This window comes from Azospira sp. I13 (assembly GCF_003112695.1).
GTDB lineage: Bacteria > Pseudomonadota > Gammaproteobacteria > Burkholderiales > Rhodocyclaceae > Azospira.
On record NZ_BFBP01000003.1, the window covers coordinates 1 to 18,148 of the forward strand.

At 62.4% G+C, this 18,148-nt stretch carries 16 protein-coding genes; 5 read left to right on the plus strand and 11 right to left on the minus strand.

Going from position 1 to position 18,148, the window contains the following annotated elements:
• A partial coding sequence (locus AZSI13_RS02535; protein ID WP_201262280.1) for an FKBP-type peptidyl-prolyl cis-trans isomerase occupies positions 1 to 129 on the plus strand: 129 nt, incomplete at its 5' end.
• 142 nt (positions 130 to 271) lie between these two features.
• On the opposite strand, the gene AZSI13_RS02540 is transcribed toward AZSI13_RS02535, so the two are convergent.
• The 5 genes from AZSI13_RS02540 to grpE form a co-directional block, all read right to left on the minus strand.
• Positions 272 to 1,417 carry an ABC transporter substrate-binding protein gene (locus tag AZSI13_RS02540; protein WP_109039629.1) on the minus strand — a complete coding sequence of 382 codons (1,146 nt, stop codon included), beginning with the start codon at positions 1,415 to 1,417 and terminating at the stop codon, positions 272 to 274.
• A gap of 148 nt (positions 1,418 to 1,565) precedes the next feature.
• Positions 1,566 to 2,702, minus strand: a complete 1,137-nt coding sequence (gene dnaJ, locus AZSI13_RS02545; protein WP_109039630.1) for a molecular chaperone DnaJ — start codon at positions 2,700 to 2,702, stop codon at positions 1,566 to 1,568.
• Positions 2,703 to 2,731: 29 nt separating this feature from the next.
• Complete coding sequence (locus AZSI13_RS02550) at positions 2,732 to 3,874, minus strand: hypothetical protein (RefSeq protein WP_109039631.1); 1,143 nt, start codon at positions 3,872 to 3,874, stop codon at positions 2,732 to 2,734.
• 71 nt (positions 3,875 to 3,945) lie between these two features.
• Positions 3,946 to 5,874 (minus strand): molecular chaperone DnaK, encoded by a 1,929-nt coding sequence (gene dnaK, locus AZSI13_RS02555; protein ID WP_109039632.1) that lies wholly within the window; start codon positions 5,872 to 5,874, stop codon positions 3,946 to 3,948.
• 141 nt (positions 5,875 to 6,015) lie between these two features.
• Positions 6,016 to 6,570 carry a nucleotide exchange factor GrpE gene (grpE, locus tag AZSI13_RS02560; RefSeq protein WP_109039633.1) on the minus strand — a complete coding sequence of 185 codons (555 nt, stop codon included), beginning with the start codon at positions 6,568 to 6,570 and terminating at the stop codon, positions 6,016 to 6,018.
• Between the two features lie 176 nt (positions 6,571 to 6,746).
• Between grpE and AZSI13_RS02565 the strand changes: the two genes are divergently transcribed.
• Complete coding sequence (locus AZSI13_RS02565; protein ID WP_109039634.1) at positions 6,747 to 8,150, plus strand: protein kinase; 1,404 nt, start codon at positions 6,747 to 6,749, stop codon at positions 8,148 to 8,150.
• Positions 8,151 to 8,281: 131 nt separating this feature from the next.
• On the opposite strand, the gene AZSI13_RS02570 is transcribed toward AZSI13_RS02565, so the two are convergent.
• The 5 genes from AZSI13_RS02570 to hrcA form a co-directional block, all read right to left on the minus strand.
• Complete coding sequence (locus tag AZSI13_RS02570) at positions 8,282 to 9,901, minus strand: methyl-accepting chemotaxis protein (protein WP_109039635.1); 1,620 nt, start codon at positions 9,899 to 9,901, stop codon at positions 8,282 to 8,284.
• Positions 9,902 to 9,942: 41 nt separating this feature from the next.
• The gene (locus AZSI13_RS02575; RefSeq protein WP_109039636.1) at positions 9,943 to 11,043 is read right to left on the minus strand and encodes a VCBS repeat-containing protein; all 1,101 of its coding nucleotides are present in this window, start codon (positions 11,041 to 11,043) and stop codon (positions 9,943 to 9,945) included.
• Between the two features lie 55 nt (positions 11,044 to 11,098).
• Positions 11,099 to 11,551, minus strand: a complete 453-nt coding sequence (trxC, locus tag AZSI13_RS02580; RefSeq protein WP_109039637.1) for a thioredoxin TrxC — start codon at positions 11,549 to 11,551, stop codon at positions 11,099 to 11,101.
• Between the two features lie 75 nt (positions 11,552 to 11,626).
• Complete coding sequence (gene hemH / locus AZSI13_RS02585; RefSeq protein WP_109039638.1) at positions 11,627 to 12,730, minus strand: ferrochelatase; 1,104 nt, start codon at positions 12,728 to 12,730, stop codon at positions 11,627 to 11,629.
• The gene (gene hrcA / locus AZSI13_RS02590) at positions 12,730 to 13,758 is read right to left on the minus strand and encodes a heat-inducible transcriptional repressor HrcA (protein ID WP_109039639.1); all 1,029 of its coding nucleotides are present in this window, start codon (positions 13,756 to 13,758) and stop codon (positions 12,730 to 12,732) included. The genes hemH and hrcA overlap by 1 nt, the downstream gene beginning before the upstream one ends.
• 161 nt (positions 13,759 to 13,919) lie before the next feature.
• Between hrcA and AZSI13_RS02595 the strand changes: the two genes are divergently transcribed.
• From AZSI13_RS02595 to AZSI13_RS02605, 3 genes are all read left to right on the plus strand, one after another.
• The gene (locus tag AZSI13_RS02595) at positions 13,920 to 14,798 is read left to right on the plus strand and encodes an NAD kinase (RefSeq protein ID WP_109039640.1); all 879 of its coding nucleotides are present in this window, start codon (positions 13,920 to 13,922) and stop codon (positions 14,796 to 14,798) included.
• Between the two features lie 3 nt (positions 14,799 to 14,801).
• A complete protein-coding gene (gene recN / locus AZSI13_RS02600) occupies positions 14,802 to 16,457 on the plus strand; it encodes a DNA repair protein RecN (RefSeq protein ID WP_109039641.1) in 1,656 nt (551 codons plus the stop codon).
• 163 nt (positions 16,458 to 16,620) lie between these two features.
• Complete coding sequence (locus AZSI13_RS02605; protein WP_235609622.1) at positions 16,621 to 17,334, plus strand: putative metalloprotease CJM1_0395 family protein; 714 nt, start codon at positions 16,621 to 16,623, stop codon at positions 17,332 to 17,334.
• Here the strand turns inward: AZSI13_RS02605 and AZSI13_RS02610 are convergent.
• Positions 17,256 to 18,119, minus strand: coding sequence for an ABC transporter substrate-binding protein (locus AZSI13_RS02610; protein WP_109039643.1), 864 nt, complete (start codon positions 18,117 to 18,119; stop codon positions 17,256 to 17,258). The two genes, AZSI13_RS02605 and AZSI13_RS02610, sit on opposite strands and share 79 nt — an antisense overlap.
• Positions 18,120 to 18,148 lie beyond the last annotated feature (29 nt).

Genomic DNA, 18,148 nt, shown 5'->3' on the forward strand with positions numbered 1-18,148 from the left:
ATGCAGATCGGCGAAGTCCGTAAACTCACCATCCCGCCTCAACTCGGCTATGGTGCCCGAGGCGCCGGTGGGGTGATTCCGCCTAATGCAACGTTGGTCTTCGAGGTTGAACTTCTCGCTAAGCGATAAGCACCTTCTCCTGCAAAACAAAGGGGCCAAGTCCTGATGGACCGGCCCCTTTGTCGTTCCTGCCTACGACTCCGATACGCGGATAACCCTACCAAGCCGCTGCAGCTTATCTCCTAAGCTACAACCTCTCAGTATACCCAGCTTAGCGCAGTACTCGGCCTCCACTACCAATGACTGTCAGATCAACAAAGCGCGACCCGTTGTGGTCGTTGGGGGTAAAGCTGACCCGGTAGCCCCCGAGATCGTAGCTGTTCATGTTGTCGAGGGCCGTAGTCAGCTTTTCGCGGGTCAGGTCTTTTCCTGCCCGCTTGATACCTTCCACCATGACTTTTGCCATAGCGTAGCCTTCCACGCCGTAATACGGGGATTGGCTTTGTTTGCCCATGGCACTCATCATCTTGCGGTACTCACGTACCAAGGGATTCGAGTCATTCCAGGGATAGGGCATGACTTGGGAGATGCCGATCCCACGTGCGTCGTTACCCAATTCCTTGACCAGCAGGTCCGCACCAACCGGCGAAAGGGTCATGAACTGCGGATTCTGGCCATTCTTGCGCATCTGGCGGACAAACTCGGCCGTGGGCTTGTACAAGGTGACCATTACCACTGCCTGAGGGGTTACCTTGGAGATCGCTTCCACTGCCTTGGCCACATCCAGGGAGTTGCGCTCAACCGTGCCAACTGCCGACGGGGCAAGATTATGCTTCTTCAGGGCTGCACTGACTCCGTCAAGGCCGGATTTGCCGAAGCCGTCGTTCTGATAGAAGACGGCAATGTTCTTCAGGCCAAGGGAAACGAGCTGGCTGACGATGGCTTCGGTTTCATTGGCATAGCTGGCCCGCACGTTGAACATGTAGCGGTTAACCGGTGTACGCAGGGAGTCTGCACCGGAGATGGTCCCCACCAAGGGGACTTTGGCGCCGGAGAAAACCTCCATGGCGGCAGTGGTCGGTGAGGAACCATAGAACGCAAGCAAGGCGAAGGCCTTGTCTTCATTGATCAACTTCTTGGTGTTGGCAACCGCCTTCTCGGTTTCGTAGCCATCGTCCAGGGAGACGAGCTCGAGTTTGCGGCCGTTGATGCCGCCGGTCTTGTTGATCTGTTCGAAATAGGCGGTGATGCTCTCCCGCATTTCCGTACCGTAAATGCCGTTGGGGCCGGAAAATGGGGCAGACATGCCAAGGGTTATGCTGCTATCCGTTACGCCGGTTTCGGCGTAGGCGCCGGCCACCAGTACGGTGCAGGAGGCGAACAGCAGGGACGTCAGGCGACAGCGGAAAGACTTCATTTTCCCTCCTTGAGTGGTATTTTTTGGAGTGTTGTGGGGGAGGACTATGGCATTGCTGGGCTGGGAATGCAATATGATGGCTGCCTGCTCCGGGCAATAAAAAACGGCGACTGTGAAGTCGCCGTTTTTTATGCAGGACAGGGGAGGATTACTGTCCAAAAAACTCCCGTACCTTGTCCATCCAGCTTTGGGCTTTGGGATTGTGGTGGGCGGAATTGCCCTTGTTGATTTCCTCAAGCTCCCGCAGTAGCTCCTTCTGCCGTTCCGTCAGGTTGACCGGCGTTTCCACCACTACGTGGCATAGCAGATCACCATGAACGTGACTGCGAACCCCCTTGATGCCTTTGCCTCGCAGGCGGAATACCTTGCCGGATTGGGTCTCGGCCGGAATCTTGATCTTGGCGGCACCATCAAGGGTGGGAATCTCAATTTCGCCACCCAGGGCGGCCGTGGTAAAGCTGATGGGCATTTCGCAATGCAGATCGTTGTGGTCCCGCTGGAACACGGTGTGGGCCTTGAGATGAATCTGCACATAGAGATCCCCCGGAGGTCCACCATTAACGCCGTGTTCACCCTCACCGGCGAGCCGAATGCGATCTCCCTCGTCCACCCCCGCTGGAATCTTCACCGACAGGGTCTTGTGCTGCTTGACCCGACCAGCACCGTGGCAGCTACCGCAAGGGTCGGGGATGATGCGGCCGGTGCCGTGGCACTTCGGGCAGGTCTGCTGGATGGAGAAGAAGCCCTGTTGCAGTCGTACCTGGCCGCTACCCTGGCAGGTGGGGCAGGTCTTGGGTTGGGTACCACTCTTGGCGCCGGAGCCGCTGCAGGTTTCGCAGACTTCCATGGTCGGGATGCGGATCTTGGTTTCCGTTCCCTTGGCCGCCTGTTCCAGGGTGATTTCCAGGTTGTAGCGCAGGTCGGCACCACGATAAATGTTGGAACGGCCACCGCCACCACCGCTCCGGCCACCAAAGATGTCGCCGAAAATATCAGCAAAGGCATCACCGAAGCCGCCGCCACCGCCAAAACCACCACCACCAAAGCCGCCAGCCTGGGGATCGACGCCAGCATGGCCGTATTGATCGTAGGCCGCCCGCTTCTGGGCATCGGAAAGGATTTCGTAGGCCTCCTTGGCCTCCTTGAACTGTTCCTCGGCCTTGGGGTTATCCGGATTGCGGTCCGGATGGAATTTCATGGCCAGCTTACGGTAGGCCTTCTTGATTTCGTCATCGCTGGCATCCCGATTGACGCCCAGGATTTCGTAAAAATCTTTTTTGCTCATAGTTAATCCCTTGGAGGTGCTGTGTTCCCTTAGCGCGCGGGAGTATAAGGCTGGCCCCAGGAAATCTGCCTGTCGTTCCTGGACCAGAAAAACCATTCAGAACAGGTGGGACGCTCACAGGTTCGACTATCCACATGCCGCACCACGACATACTGCCCATCGGTGCGGCCTTTGTTGCTGGCCGGGGTGACGACTTCCCGCTGCCCAACCCTGGCCGCCAGGAGAACCGCCCTGTTGCTACCGGGGAAATCCGGAGAAATGCCTTTCAGCCAGAGGGGTTCGGCCCACTCCTTGAGTCCACTATCCACCAGTGCGCTATCCCGGGTCAGCATCTGATCCAGGCGGACCACCAGCCCCACCGTCTTTCCTTCCCAGCGGAACGGATTTTCGTTGAGATGTTGCAGGGTCAGCCAGGCGGCGATGGCATTTTTCTCGCTGAAGTCGTTGAACTGCTGCAGCGCTTTTTCCTGGCTCTGGGCATACTCGGCCTTCTGCCGTTCCTGTTGCAGCTTGCTGGTTATTTCGTTGCGGTAGCCGGATAGGGTGCCTGAATCCAGTGCATAGCGGGCCTGGGCCGGGAGCGGCGGCAGGGTGCCGTTGGGGCGCGGTGTCAATGGGGCCGGTGCCAGGGCCACATCCGCATCCCGTCCCTGCGGGCATAGTTCGCGGTAGCGTTGTCCTGCCTTGAGGATGGCATCCTTGCTGCGCGACTCCTCCTGCGCATCGGTGGCATTGTTTAACTCAAGTACCACCATTTCCACCTGGCACAGGCGCAGGGGAGCCGTCTGGGGGCTTCGGCTGATAAAACGGAGCTTTCCGGCACCAATAGTGCCCATGTCCACCAGATAGCGATCACCTGGCAAGGGCTCTACATGCCCCTTGATGGCTTGTCCATCGAGGAAAACGCCATTACGGAACTCACCTTCCCAAGCAGTTTTTACCCGCATATCCGCGTAGCGATAGAGCCATTCGGCTTTGCCCCGGCCTTCGGCCCGCCCGTTCCTGCAAGCGCCGGTGTAACGGACGGGATAATCCCGCCCCCCCAGCATGGAAGGCGCCCAGACCTGGCAGTGGCCCTCCAGGTCGGTGGTGTAGCCGCCCGGGTTTTCCGAGGCGTAAGCCATCGGAGCCAAGAGGCAGCCACCAGCCACGAGGAACAGAGAAAGGCGCATGGTTGATTATCAGTCCCGTGAATGGCCAACGGGGATGGTCGCCCATCCCCGTCCTGCGGCCATGAGGTGGATTACTTCTTGTCTTTCACCTCGGTGAATTCGGCATCCACCACGTCGCCTTCCACGGTCTTTTCACTTTGCTGGGCACCGGCTTCGGCACCGGGGGCGCCGCCGGCAGCCTGCTGCTGGGCGTACATCTTCTCGCCCAGCTTCTGGGCGGCGGTGGCCAGGGCCTGGGTCTTGGCTTCGATCTCGCCCTTGTCGGTGCCGCGCACGGCATCTTCCACTTCCTTGATCGCGGCTTCGATGGCGGCCTTTTCCTCGTCGGACAGTTCCTTGCCGTACTCGGCCAGGGACTTCTTGGTCATGTGCACCATGCCGTCGGCCTGGTTGCGGGCGTCGGCCAGTTCATGGACCTTCTTGTCCTCTTCAGCGTGCAGCTCGGCGTCGCGCACCATGCGTTGCACTTCTTCCTCGGAGAGACCGGAGGAGGCCTGGATCTTGATCTTGTTTTCCTTGCCGGTGGCCTTGTCCTTGGCGGAGACGTGCAGGATGCCGTTGGCGTCGATGTCGAAGGTGACCTCGATCTGGGGCATGCCGCGGGGAGCCGGCGGGATGTCGGAGAGGTTGAATTGGCCCAGGCTCTTGTTGCCGGAAGCCACTTCCCGCTCACCCTGCAGCACGTGGATGGTCACGGCGTTCTGGTTATCGTCGGCGGTGGAGAAGACCTGGCTGGCCTTGGTCGGGATGGTGGTGTTCTTCTGGATCAGCTTGGTCATGATGCCGCCCAGGGTTTCGATACCCAGGGACAGGGGGGTCACGTCCAGCAGCAGCACGTCCTTTACTTCGCCCTGCAGCACGCCGCCCTGGATGGCAGCGCCGACGGCCACTGCTTCGTCCGGGTTCACGTCCTTGCGTGGGTCCTTGCCGAAGAATTCCTTCACCTTGTCCTGCACCTTGGGCATGCGGGACTGGCCACCCACCAGGATCACGTCGTCGATGTCGCCGATCTTGACGCCGGCGTCCTTGAGGGCGGTGGCGCAGGGGGCGATGGTGCGTTCCACCAGATCGTCCACCAGGGATTCGAACTTGGCCCGGGTGATCTTCTGGGTCAGGTGCTTGGGACCGGAAGCGTCGGCAGTGATGTAGGGCAGGTTGATTTCGGTCTGCTGGGAGGAGGACAGCTCAATCTTGGCCTTTTCGGCGGCTTCCTTCAGGCGCTGCAGGGCCAGCACGTCCTTGGACAGGTCGGCGCCCTGTTCCTTCTTGAATTCGGTGACGATGTAGTCGATCAGGCGCTGGTCGAAGTCTTCGCCGCCGAGGAAGGTGTCGCCGTTGGTGGACAGCACTTCGAACTGGTGCTCACCGTCGATTTCGGCGATTTCGATGATGGAGATGTCGAAAGTGCCACCACCCAGGTCATACACGGCGATTTTCTTGTCGCCCTGCTTCTTGTCCATGCCGAAGGCCAGGGCCGCGGCAGTGGGCTCGTTGATGATGCGCTTCACTTCCAGACCGGCGATGCGGCCGGCGTCCTTGGTGGCCTGACGCTGGCTGTCGTTGAAGTAGGCGGGCACGGTGATGACTGCTTCGGTCACTTCCTCGCCCAGGTAGTCCTCGGCGGTCTTCTTCATCTTGCGCAGCACTTCGGCGGAAACCTGGGGCGGGGCGATCTTCTTGTCGCGCACATCCACCCAGGCATCACCGTTGTCGGCCTTGACGATCTTGTAGGGCATCAGGGCGATGTCCTTCTGCACTTCCTTCTCTTCGAAGCGGCGACCGATCAGGCGCTTCACCGCGAACAGGGTGTTGCGCGGGTTGGTCACGGCCTGGCGCTTGGCGGGGGCGCCGCACAGCACTTCACCGTCTTCGGCATAGGCGACGATGGAGGGGGTGGTGCGGGTGCCTTCAGAGTTTTCGATGACCTTGGGCTGGCCGCCTTCCATGATGGCGACGCAGGAGTTGGTGGTGCCCAGGTCGATACCGATGATCTTGCCCATGTTTCGTGTCCTTTCAGTGTGGCGGCGGTGGGGGCCTTCGGCCCGGCGCACCCGCCGGAATCTATACGAATTGCTTTCTGATCCCTAAATGGGGATGGGGGCAGCTATTTCAAGCCCGTTTCCAGGCCTTATTTGCCGCCATCAGGCGTCTTTGCCCTTGGCCACCATGACCATGGCCGGACGCAGCACCCGGTCGGCGATCAGGTAGCCCTTTTGCAGCACATTGACTACCGTGTTGGGCTCCTGCTCGGCTTCCACCATGCCGATGGCCTGGTGTTTGTTGGGGTCGAACTTCTGGCCCACGGGGTTTTCTTCCCGCACGCCGGATTTCTCGAAGGCGGAGAGCAGGTTCTTCAGGGTCATGTCCACGCCAGTGCGCAGGGTGTCCGGGTTGGTGTCGGCCAGGGCCATTTCCAGGGTGTCTTTCACCGGAAGCAGGCTCTCGGCGAATTTCTCGATGGCAAACTTGGAGGCCTTGGCAATGTCGTCCTGGGCCCGACGGCGCATGTTCTCGGTTTCCGCCTTGGCACGCAGCCAGGCATCGTGGTGCTCTTCAGCCTTGAGTTCGGCCTGGCGCAGCAGTTCTTCGATGCTGGGGGTGGTATCCGGCGCTGCCGTGGCTGCAGCAACGATCTCGGGAGCATTGGCATCGCCGCTCAGTTCCAGGGGCTCCTGGGGCTTGTTCTGGTCTTGCATGGGGATTCTCCGAAAAAACTGATGCTGCATATGGGGGTGTTGGCCGTCATTTCAAGTCCCCCGCGACACAATTCTTGTCATTCCCTTGTGATGAATTCCCGGGAAGAGCGGTAGGTCAATTTGCTAGGATGCGCTCATGGGGCCCGCCGGGCCCTGGATGACACCCCGGGGATTCCATGCTCGAACGCATCGGCCGCTACGAAATTGTCCGTGAATTGGGGCGAGGGGCCACTTCCACCGTCTATCTTGGGCGGGACCCGGAAGCCGCGGATGAATCCCGCCGCCTGGTGGCTATCAAGCTGATGCGCCCCGGTGGCGACAACGCAGCCCTTTCCCGCCGCCTGCTCAAGCTCTTCCAGACCGAAGGCAATGTGGCTCGCCGCCTCGATCACGCCCATATCACCCGGGTGTTCGATGCTGTCGTGGAGGAAATGCCCGGAGGAGTGCGCACCTACATGGTCATGGAATACGTGGATGGCACGCCCCTTGACCGTTTTTGTGCCATCGACCGGCTGCTGCCCATGCACCGGGTGGTGGGCATTATTTTCAAGTGCTGCCTGGCCCTGGATTATGCCTTCCGCCAGGGCGTGGTGCACCGGGACATCAAGCCGGCCAACATCCTGATTGACCGGGACGACAACCCCAAGATCACGGATTTCGGCCTGGCCCTGAATCTGCAGAAGGACGTGGGCAAGGAGTCTACCTTTGTCATGGGGGTCGGCTCCCCGGCCTACATGTCGCCAGAGCAGGTCAAGGACTATCCCCTCAACCACAAGACCGACCTGTATTCCCTGGGCGTCGTGCTGTTCCAGCTGCTGACCGGTCGCACGCCCTTTCGCGCTCCCTCGCCGGCCGCCCTGGTGTACAAGATCGTCAATATGGATCCCCCCTCAGCCTGCGCCCTCAATCCGGCCATCCCTGAGGCCATGGACGCCATTCTCAAGCGGGCCCTGGAGAAGGACCTCTATAGCCGCTATCGCAATGGTGCCGATTTCGCCAAGGATCTCTCCACGGTCCGCTACCAGATCCAGGAAGAGGACGGCACCGCGCGGGATATGTCCCGGTTCGAACGTCTACGGCAACTGCCGTTCTTTGACGGTTTTGAAGACGTGGAATTGTGGGAGGTGCTACGCATCAGCGTCTGGCGCGATATCGCGGCCAAGGTGGCGCTGATGCAGGAAGGGGAGAGCGATAGCCGTTTCGGTATCCTGGTCAGTGGCTATGTGGAGGTTTCCCGGGAGGGACGGGCCATTTGCCGGCTTGGCGCCGGAGAAGTGCTGGGTGAAATGGCCTACCTCCATCCGGCCAGCCCGGAGCGCAGCGCCAGCGTGGTTACCCTGGAACCGACCATTTTCCTGGAGGTCAGCAGCCCGGCCCTGGCCCTGGCTTCTGAGGAACTGGTGGAGCGCATGCGTAGCACCCTCATGGCCCGCGTGGTGGAGCGCTTGCGGGAGGCTGATCGCATCCTGGCCCGCTTCGGCGAAAAAGCAGTGGAGCAGGGAGGGGGCCAAGGGCGCGGCTCGGGTGTGGACTATCAGCAGCTGGACTGCGACCTGGAACTGCTGCCACCCATTGCCTGAATCCACTGAATATTCAGCACCCCCACTCCGTTTTTCCAACCTGTAGGCGCCTCAATGGGCGGGGGCAAAGAAAAACGCCCGGAGGCATGAGCCATCCGGGCGTTTTGTTTTCGGCCAGGCGGTGGTCGGGATCAGACCTTGAAGCGACCCACGGTGTTCTGCAGAGAATCCGCTAGGGATTCGAGGGACTGGGCCGCCGCTGCCGTCTGTTCAACGGCATCGTTGTTGTCCCGGGCCATGGCGGCGATGGCTTCGATATTATCCGCCACTTCACCGCTGACCCGACGCTGCTCGTCGGTGGCGGCGGCGATGGCATCCAGGCCGTGGCCCACTTCGCTGACCGAACCGTTGGCAGCTTGCAGGATGTCGGCTACGTTGCTGACCGAGGCCTGGCTGGAAGTGAGATGGCCGAGCCCTTCCTCGATAGCCTTGCGGACATTGACGGACTGGGCCGATAGGGTCTCGGTAATGGCGTCAATCTCACTGGCGGAGCGGGAGGACTTCTCGGCCAGCTTGCGCACCTCGTCGGCGACCACGGCGAAGCCCCGGCCCTGTTCACCGGCCCGGGCGGCCTCGATGGCGGCATTGAGGGCCAGCAGGTTGGTTTGCTCGGCGATGTCCTTCACTTCCTGGGTCATCTTGTTGATGGCGTCGGTATTGCGCACAAACTCGTTCACCGATTCCGCCATCACCTTGACGGTCTGCTCCACGTTGTTCATTTCATCCAGCAGATGGGAGAGGCTCTTGTTGCCTTCCTCGGAGCGCTTCAGGCTCTCCTGGGACTGCTGCTGGACATGCTCGGCGCTCTGGGAAATGGCAGCGATGGACGACACCATCTGTTCCACGGCAGAGGCTGCCGTGAGAGATTTCTCGTTCTGCTGGTGGGAACCATCAGCGACCTGAGAGGCACTCTGGGCCAGCGAGTGGGCCTTCGACGAGACTTCCGTAGCGGACTGGCTGACCTGGCGCACCAGGCTGGAGAAATTCTCCATCACCTGGTTGAACACGGTAGCCGCCTGGCCCACTTCATCCTGGCCCTTGATATCGAGGCGGCGGGTGAGATCGCCCTCGCCGGTGGCGATATCGCGCAGACCGTTAGTCAGATGCTCGATCGGGATGGTGACGAAGTGGCGGATGAAGACGTAGATCACCGCCAGCAAGAGCAGACTGGCGCTGAAGGCGGCTGCGGCGATCTTCAGGCGGAAGGCCTTGACCTCCGCGTCCACCTTGTCGAGAGATACCTTCATGCTGACCAAACCGAGAACCGAGCCTTCGGGTACCTGATGGCACATGATGCAGTTCTTGCCCAGGTAGCTGGTGGAGGCCAGCGTCGGTGTCACCACCCGCAGGTAGGTAGTGCCATTTTCTTCATGGACTGCGGTGTAGGCCTTGCCGGACGACATGGCCTGTTGCTCGATGCCATCCATGGGTCGTTGGTCCTTGGTATCCGGGCCGAACACCTTGCTCACGGCCTCACCACGCACTACATGCAGATCCTTGATGACCGACAGCTGTTTGATTTGGTCGAGGAAGACTTCCCGCTGGCCCACGGTGCCAGTGATCATCATGCCGGTCAGGCCGGCCATGGTCATTTCATGGATGGAGCCGGCGAAATCCTTGGCCTGGCTGATGGCTGTCTCGCGATTCACCTCGGATTCCCAAACGATCATGCCCGTCCAGACGGCAATGAGCATGAACCAGATGGCAGCGGTAAGGCGTACCCAGATTTTCAGATCGGCGATGCGAGCCATAGTCTCCCTTGGTCCCTCGGCTTTGTTTGTCGGTCCTGCCGTTATACGGTGAGGTCAAGTTGCTGGATTGAGCCAGCGCCCCCATTCTCCTGCAAAAACACGCCGGAAGCCAGTACCGAAGCCTGTAGTTGATTGCGACTGTTCTTCACCTCGAAAGGGGTTTGCAAATGCGCCAGGCCGAGGGCGCCGACACCCAGTTCGGCTAGGGGCGAAAAGGTGTCTTCGCCGGCGCCATTCTTGGTCCACAGGCGCAGCTTGCTGAAGACGGTATCGTTCTCGTCGATCCAGCCATTTTTGTCGTCATCGTAAGCCGCCAGGTCGGCAAAACCGTTGCCGCTCCGGGTGCCGAATAGTTCGCTGCCATCGGTGGCCTTGCCGTCGCCGTTCTTATCGAAGAAGAGGAAGCCGCTGCCGCCGGTGACGAAATTGATCATGTCGTTCTTGCCGTCCGCGTCGATGTCGAAAGCGAAGCGTTGGTCGGTGAGCTGGGCTGCCGTGCCGCTGAAATTGAGGACCAGGGGGTCCTTCTTCACGGCGTCACCGGCCCGGATGCTGATGCTGCTTTCCTCGTGGTAGAGGCGGCTCATGGAAAGATCGAGGTTGAAGCTGATCTCCTTGCCGTCCGCAGTCCGCACCATGCCCGTGGCGGAGAAGGTGGTCTGCTCCATCTCGGTGTAGGACTCGTGGTAATCGTATTCGACGCCGTAGCCGGCCCGCTCGGGCGGGCGACCGCCCTGGGCCGTACCGTCGGCGCCAGCGGCCGCCGGTACTGCAGCGCTGGCTTGGCCACCTTGCAGGTCCTCCATGCTGATCAAGTCGATACGCCGGCCCATCATGTATTCGATGACCGTCTTGAGCAGGGAAAGCTTGGGGTCCAGGGCTGTATCCCCTTCTGCTCCGGGGGCCGCCGGCGCTTGGGCCGCGGCGGCCAGGCCGCTGTCCGAAAGGCTGACGCTACTGGCCGGTGTCGGCAGCGGGCCCGAGGCGGTGGCTCCATTGGCGGGAGTGGTCGCGGGTTTGCCGCGGCCCTCGAAATCGGGGCGCTGGTCGCCCACCCACATCTTCAGGTTTTCCCTGATGTCCCGATGTTGCAGGCCAGCGTGGCTGGCGGTGAGCTGGAGGTCGGACGTGGCAATTTTCATGGGAGGCTCCGGGAAACAGGGTGCTACCTGGTCTACGGCCTCCAGGCGAAAAGGTTTAGCCGGCCGCCGGGGAAACGCTGCCTAGCCAGCGGAGGAGGGTCGGCGTATCCATGGCGCCGGATTGGCGGGCGATCTCCCTGCCGCCGTGGAAAAGAATGAGGGTCGGAATGCTGCGGATGGCAAAGCGATGGGCGGCCGCCGGCTGGGCTTCGGTATCCAGCTTGAGCAGGCGGTAGCCAGGCTCCAGCTGCTGCGCGGCCTGGGCAAAGGCCGGCGCCATGCTGCGGCAGGGGCCGCACCAAGGGGCCCAGAAATCCACCAGTAGAGGCAGGTCGGAGCGAGCGATGTGGGTGGCCAGGGCATCCCCATCCACCGCGGTGGGTTCTCCGTTGAACAGGGGAGCCTTGCAGCGTCCGCAGACGGGGTGCTCGACCAGACGCGGGGTGGGCAGCCGGTTCACTGCCTGGCAGTGGGGGCAGACCAGATGGAGGGATTCAGGGGTGGCCATGGCGCGGTTCCAGGGGGAGATGCCGCTGGATATGAAGGCGCCGCGCCGGTTTTCAAGAGGGATCTGGCGGGCGGCTCAGTCTTTGGAGCCCCGCTCGCCGGCACGACGGGCGCTAAGCTCCAGGGCGGCCGTATCCTCATCGGCCCGGGTCGGCCAGCCCGCCAGATGGTGGCTGACAATGTCGGCCAGGGCGGCGATCCAGTCCGGGCGTTCGTTGAGACAGGGGATGTAGTGGTAGGTTTTGCCGCCGGCCGAGAGAAAGTCCGCCTTGCCTTCCATGGCGATCTCTTCGAGGGTTTCCAGGCAGTCCGAGGTGAATCCCGGGCACATCACGTCCACCCGCTCCACTCCTTGCTTGGCCAGCTGGTGCAGGGTCGGCGCGGTGTAGGGCTGGAGCCATTCAGCCTTGCCGAAGCGGGACTGGAAACAGATTTTCACCTGCTCCGGTGCCAGGCCCAGGGCCTCGGTGACCAGACGGCCGGTCTTCAGGCATTCACAGTGGTAGGGGTCCCCCAGTTCCAGGGTACGTTTGGGGACACCGTGGAAACTCAGCATCAGGCGGTAGGATGCGCCGGGCAGCCCATGGGCTGCCCAATGCTGGCGGACGCTGGCGGCCAGGGCGGCGATATAGCCGGGGTGGTCGTGAAAGTTGCGAACCGAGCGGATTTCCGGCTGATTGCGGCTCTTCTGCAGCCAGGCATAGGCGGCATCCAGGGCGGTGGCCGAGGTGCTTCCAGCGTATTGGGGGTAAAGGGGCAACAGCAGGATTCGGGTGCAGTTTTGCTGTTTCAGTCGTGCCAGGGCATCGGCCACGGAGGGCTGGCCGTAGCGCATGGCGTAGTCCACCTCGACCCGGTGGCCGGCTTCGCCGAGGGCGCCCTTGAGCAGCTTGGTCTGGCGCTCGGTGTGCACCCGTAGGGGAGACCCTTCCGGCAGCCACACCGAGGCGTACTTGGCGGCAGATTTCTTGGGCCGGGTATTGAGAATGATGCCATTGAGAATGGGCCACCACAGCAGCCGGGGAATCTCCACTACCCGGGAGTCAGAAAGGAATTCCTTGAGGTAGCGGCGCAGGGCCGGGGCCGTGGGGGCGTCGGGGGTGCCCAGGTTGATCAGCAGTACGCCGGTCCGCGGTGCGGTGCCGTGCTGGAATTCGGGTTCCGGGAGGAAAAAGGGCATCAGCTGTTGGCTTGGTAAGTAAGGGCGGAGGAGAGCAGCTTGGCGGTGATGTCCACGATGGGAATGACCCGCTCGTAGGCCATGCGGGTGGGGCCGATAACGCCGACGGAGCCGACCACCTGGCCATTTACCTCGTAGGGCGCGGTCACGACGCTGCATTCATCCAGAGGCGCCAGGCCCGATTCGCCGCCAATGAATATCTGTACGCCGTCGGCGTTGTTGGAGATGTCCAGCAGGCGCACCAGGCCGGTCTTCTGCTCGAAGAGATCGAACAGCTCTCGCAGGCGCCTCATGTTGGAGGATAGTTCTTCCACCTCCAGCAGATTCTTTTCGCCGGAGATGACGTACTGGTTGGCGCTGTCGTTGAGGGCCTGGTTGCCGGCTTCCAGGGCCGAGGCCATGAGAATCTTCAGATCGTCCTGTAACTGCTGGATCTCACCGGTCAGGCGCAGGCGAATCTGGTCGAAATCGAGTCCGGCGTAGTTGTGGTTGAGGTAATTGGCTGCCGTGGTCAGTTCCGAGGCCGAATAGGGGCGCTCGGTAAGCAGGATGCGGTTCTGCACGTCACCATCGGTGGTGACGATGATGAGCAGGATGCGCTTTTCCGACAGGCCGAGAAATTCGATCTGGCGAATGGTGGGCGTCTTGCGCCGGGGAGCGACGACGATGCCAGCAAACTGGGTCAGCTCCGACAGCAACTGGGAGGCATTGCCGATCAGCTGCTGGGGCTGGGTCTGCAGCAGGTGGCCTTCCATCTGATGGATCTGGGTCTGGCCCAGGGGTTGCACGGCCAGCAGGCTGTCGACGAACAGACGGTAACCCCGGGGTGTGGGAATGCGGCCGGCGGAGGTGTGGGGGCTGGCGATGAAGCCTTGTTCCTCCAGGTCCGCCATGACGTTGCGGATGGTGGCCGGCGACAGGTCCAGGCCGGAATACTTGGACAGGGCGCGGGAACCCACGGGCTGGCCTTCGGTGATGTACCGTTCCACCAGGGTCTTGAGCAGGATGCGAGCGCGGTTGTCGAGCATGGGCCGATTTTACCCAAAAACCTTGATAGCGCCAGAATCGGCCTGTGCCGCCACGGTCTGGCACGGCTCCTTCCCGAGCCCCGGCCCCCGGGCGTCGGCGCGGGATTTTGTGGTTTAATGCGGCCCATGAATGCCGCTAGCGCCCACTCTTCCTTTTGCCCATGCCCCCGCCCCGCACCATTGCCCTGATCGGCAAATATCACAGCCTGGAAATTGCCGAATCCCTGCGTTCCCTGGCCCAGTACCTGGGAGAGCGGGGCGTGGCGGTGCTGGTGGAGGCCGAGACGGCCAGGAATATTGGTGAGAACCGATGGATGACCGGGGATTTCCAGTCCATCGGCGCCCATGCCGATCTGGCCATCGTTATCGGCGGTGACGGCACCATGCTCAACGCAGCCCGCCATCTGGCCCGCTACAAGGTGCCCCTGGTGGGAGTGAACCAAGGGCGTCTGGGCTTCATGACCGACATTGCCCGCAGCGATATGCTCTCCTGCATGGAAGATTTGCTGGATGGCCGTTTCCAGCCCGAGGAGCGACTGATCCTGGATGCCGAAGTGATCCGGGACGGCAAGGAAGTCTGTGCCAACCAGGCCCTCAACGACGTGGTGATGGACAAGGGCGCTATCGGCCGCATGATCGAATTCGAACTCTTCATCGACGGTGAATTCATCTACAACCTGCGGGCCGACGGCCTCATCATTTCCACGCCCACCGGCTCTACGGCTTACGCCCTGTCGGCCAACGGCCCGATCCTGCATCCGACCCTGGGCGGCATCGCCCTGGTCCCCCTGTGTCCCCACGCCCTGACCAATCGGCCGATCACCGTGTCCGATCGCTGTGACATCGAGTTGCGGGTCATCCAGTCGGCGGACGCCCGGGTTCACTTCGACGGCCAGGTGGCCTTCGATATCCGGCCCAATGACTGCGTGCGCATGCGCCGCTCCGACTACAACGTCTGTTTCCTGCATCCGCCGGGCTACAGCTACTTCGCCATGCTGCGCCAGAAGCTCCATTGGAGCGCGCGCCCCCGGGGAACCTAAGCCATGCTGCAACGCCTCAACATCCGTGATTTCGTGCTGGTGGACCGGCTGGAGCTGGATTTTCGTCCCGGCTTCGGCACCCTGACCGGGGAAACCGGCGCCGGCAAATCCATTCTCGTTGATGCCCTGGCCTTCGTGCTGGGCGAGCGGGCTGATGCGGGCCTGTTGCGGGCCGGTGCCGAGAAGGCCGAAGTGGGGGCCGAATTCGACATTGCCGCTCTGCCGGAGCTGAAGGCTTGGCTGGCCGACAACGACTTTGCCGCCGAAGATGATTTGCTGCTGCGCCGCCTGCTCGATGCCGGTGGCCGTTCCCGCGCCTACATCAACGGCTCCTCCGCCACCCTGCAGCAGTTGCGCCAGGCGGCGGAATGGCTGGTGGATATCCACGGCCAGCATGCCCATCAATCCTTGCTGCGCGGCGAGGCCCAGCGACAGTTGGTGGATGCCCACGCTGGCCACCTCGAACTGGTGCGTCAGGTGGCAGAAGCTTGGCGTGCTTGGCGCGAGGCCCGGGAGTCCCTGGAGCGCGCCGCTGCCGGTGGCGAGGCCCTGGCCCGGGAACGGGAACAGCTGGAATGGCAGGTACGGGAACTCGATACCCTGGCCTTTGCCGCCGACGAGTGGGAGGGGCTTAACCAGGAACACAAACGCCTGGCCCATGCAGCCTCCCTGCTGGACGGGGCCCAGTTTTCCCTGGGCTTGCTGGCCGAAGGGGAGGGTGCCTGCGAAGAGCAGGTGCGTACCGTTGCCTCCCGTCTGGATGGTCTGGCCGAATTTGACCCGGCCCTGGGGGAGGTGGCCCAGCTGGTGCAGTCGGCCCAGGCCGAACTGGCAGAGGCGGTCAGCGCCCTGCGTCGCTACGCCGACCGGGTTGATCTGGACCCGGCCCGGTTGAGCGAAGTGGAGCGGCGGCTGGAAGCCGTGGTGGGCTGTGCCCGCAAGTTCCGTGTTTCGCCGGAGGAATTGCCGGTGCTGTTGCAGACCTGGATCGCCCGTCTGGCCGAACTGGGCGAGGCAGCCGATCTGGTAAAGCTGGAACAACGCGTGGAGGCGGCACGTCAGCAGTATGACAAGCTGGCGGGTAAGCTTTCCAAGGCCCGGGCCAAGGCGGCCAAGGCACTGTCGGACGAAGTCAGCCAGAGCATGCAGGAGCTGGCCTTGGGCGGCGGGCGTTTCGAAATCGCCCTGGTGCCCGTGGATGGCGGCAATGCTCATGGCCTGGAAACTGTCGAATTCCGCATTGCCGGCCTGGCCGGCAGCGAAGCCCGGTCCCTGGCCAAGGTGGCTTCCGGTGGCGAACTTTCCCGTATCAGCCTGGCCATCCAGGTGGTGACAAGTCGGCAGGCCAGTGTGCCGACCCTGATTTTCGACGAAGTGGATGTGGGTATCGGCGGTGGTGTGGCCGAAGTGGTGGGCCGCCTGCTGCACCGCCTGGGCCGAGAGCGCCAGGTGCTGTGCGTCACCCACCTGCCCCAGGTGGCAGCCCGTGCCGACTGGCAGTGGCAGGTAGCCAAGTTCCGTGAGGGCGAGATCATCAAGAGCCGGGTCACCATGCTGGACAACGACGGCCGGGTGGAAGAAGTGGCGCGGATGCTGGGAGGCGTGGAAATCACCGCCACCACCCGCCAACATGCCCGGGAACTGCTGGCGCAACGCTAGCGGTTTGCCCGGTGGGGTCGCCTCGTCTAAGGTGGAAGTGTCCTAGCTTCCTCGTACCGGGCCGTCTGCCGTGATTTCCCCGCTTTCCTCCTCGCCTTATCTGTCTCAGGGGCTGCTTTCCCCGACGGGTGTCAAGCCTGCCGGGGCGGCGGAGGGGCTGGGTGTGTCTCCCGTCCGAGTAACGGAGCCGGCCGGCAGTGCCTTCACCCGCACCGCCATAGGGGCCGCCAGTGAGTGGAATGGCGGCTACCAGGCCTTGGGCAAGAATCCCTTTGCTACCGCTTCTTCAGCTCCCGGTACTTCCCCGTCATCCGCCACTCCCGCATCGGATTCCTTGGCCGCTGGTGCCGCGAAGCGCCCGCCGGGCGGCGGTACGTCGGAACAATCCCTGAGCCAGGACGCCCAGCGGCAGCTGGATAAACTGAAGGAGACCGACCGTCTGGTGCGGGCCCACGAGCAGGCGCATATTGCCGCGGGCGGCAGCCTGGTTCAGGGCGGGGCCAGCTTTTCCTACCAGAAAGGGCCTGATGGTCGCATGTATGCGGTGGGGGGCGAGGTTTCCATCGACACTTCTCCGGGGCGGACACCGGAAGAAAGCCTCGCCAAGGCGCGGCAGATCCGGGCAGCAGCGCTGGCCCCCGCCGATCCATCGCCCCAGGACCGCCGTGTGGCTGCAGGGGCCGCCCGCCTGGAGGCCAATGCCCGGGCGGAGATGCAGCAGCAGGAAAATCGGGATAGTGCTTCAGTTGCCACCGGGTCCGGGGCAGGCGGCGAGGCAGCCGCTGGCGTGGCAGAAGCTTACCGTTCGGCCATGGGCGAGGCGGCGCCCGGCACCGGCCCGGTCGAGGAGACTTCCCGGATCGACCTCTTCGCCTGAGTGCTCTCTTCGGGGCGAGCGGGATGGTAGCGTTGCAGCACGGCCTCGAACAGGCCGTCGCTGCGCAGCTTGTCGATGGCGGCCCGCAGGCGGGGCAGCATGGCCGATTGGCTGGAGCGCCGGGACATCTGGGCCCAGACCTCGGTTTTCTGAAGGGTCAGCTTGGGCAAGGATTGCACGGCGAAGCCCCGTTTCTGTAGCAGATAGGGCAGGGAAACGCTGTTGCCCGCCACGGCATCGAGGCGGCCACCGAGGAACATGTGGACCAGGGTCTCGTAGTCCCGGACTTCCACCTTGTGCAACTCACCATCCCCGTCGAAACGGGGATTCAGGCGGATGTCTTTGAGAATGCCGATGCGCAGGCCCCGCAAATCCTCATAGCTGCGCAGGGGGGGGCCGGGCCGGGCGAGAACGATGGAGTGGAAGCTGAACAGCAGGCCGGCGTAATCCACATATGCATCGCGGTCGCCGGAGCGGATGAGGTAGGTGAGATCCGTTTCCCCCGACTGCAGTTCCTTGTTGATGCGGCCGTAGGGCAGGGTGCTGGTTTCCAGATTGAGGTGGGTTTCCCGGGCGATTTCCCGGTTCATGTCCACGAAAATGCCTGTCAGCTGGCTTTTCTGGTCACCGCTACCTTCTCTGCCGTCCTGGGAATAGAAGGCCCAGGGCTCGGTATGCATCAGGCCGACCCGCAACGTCCCCCCTTCGCTCCAGGCGTAGGGCGTGCTGCTCAAGGCAAGCAGCCATAGCAGGTGGCGGGGAAGGGAACGGAAAAGGCGCGCCATCGGAATGGACTTGAATTGGCCGAATAGGA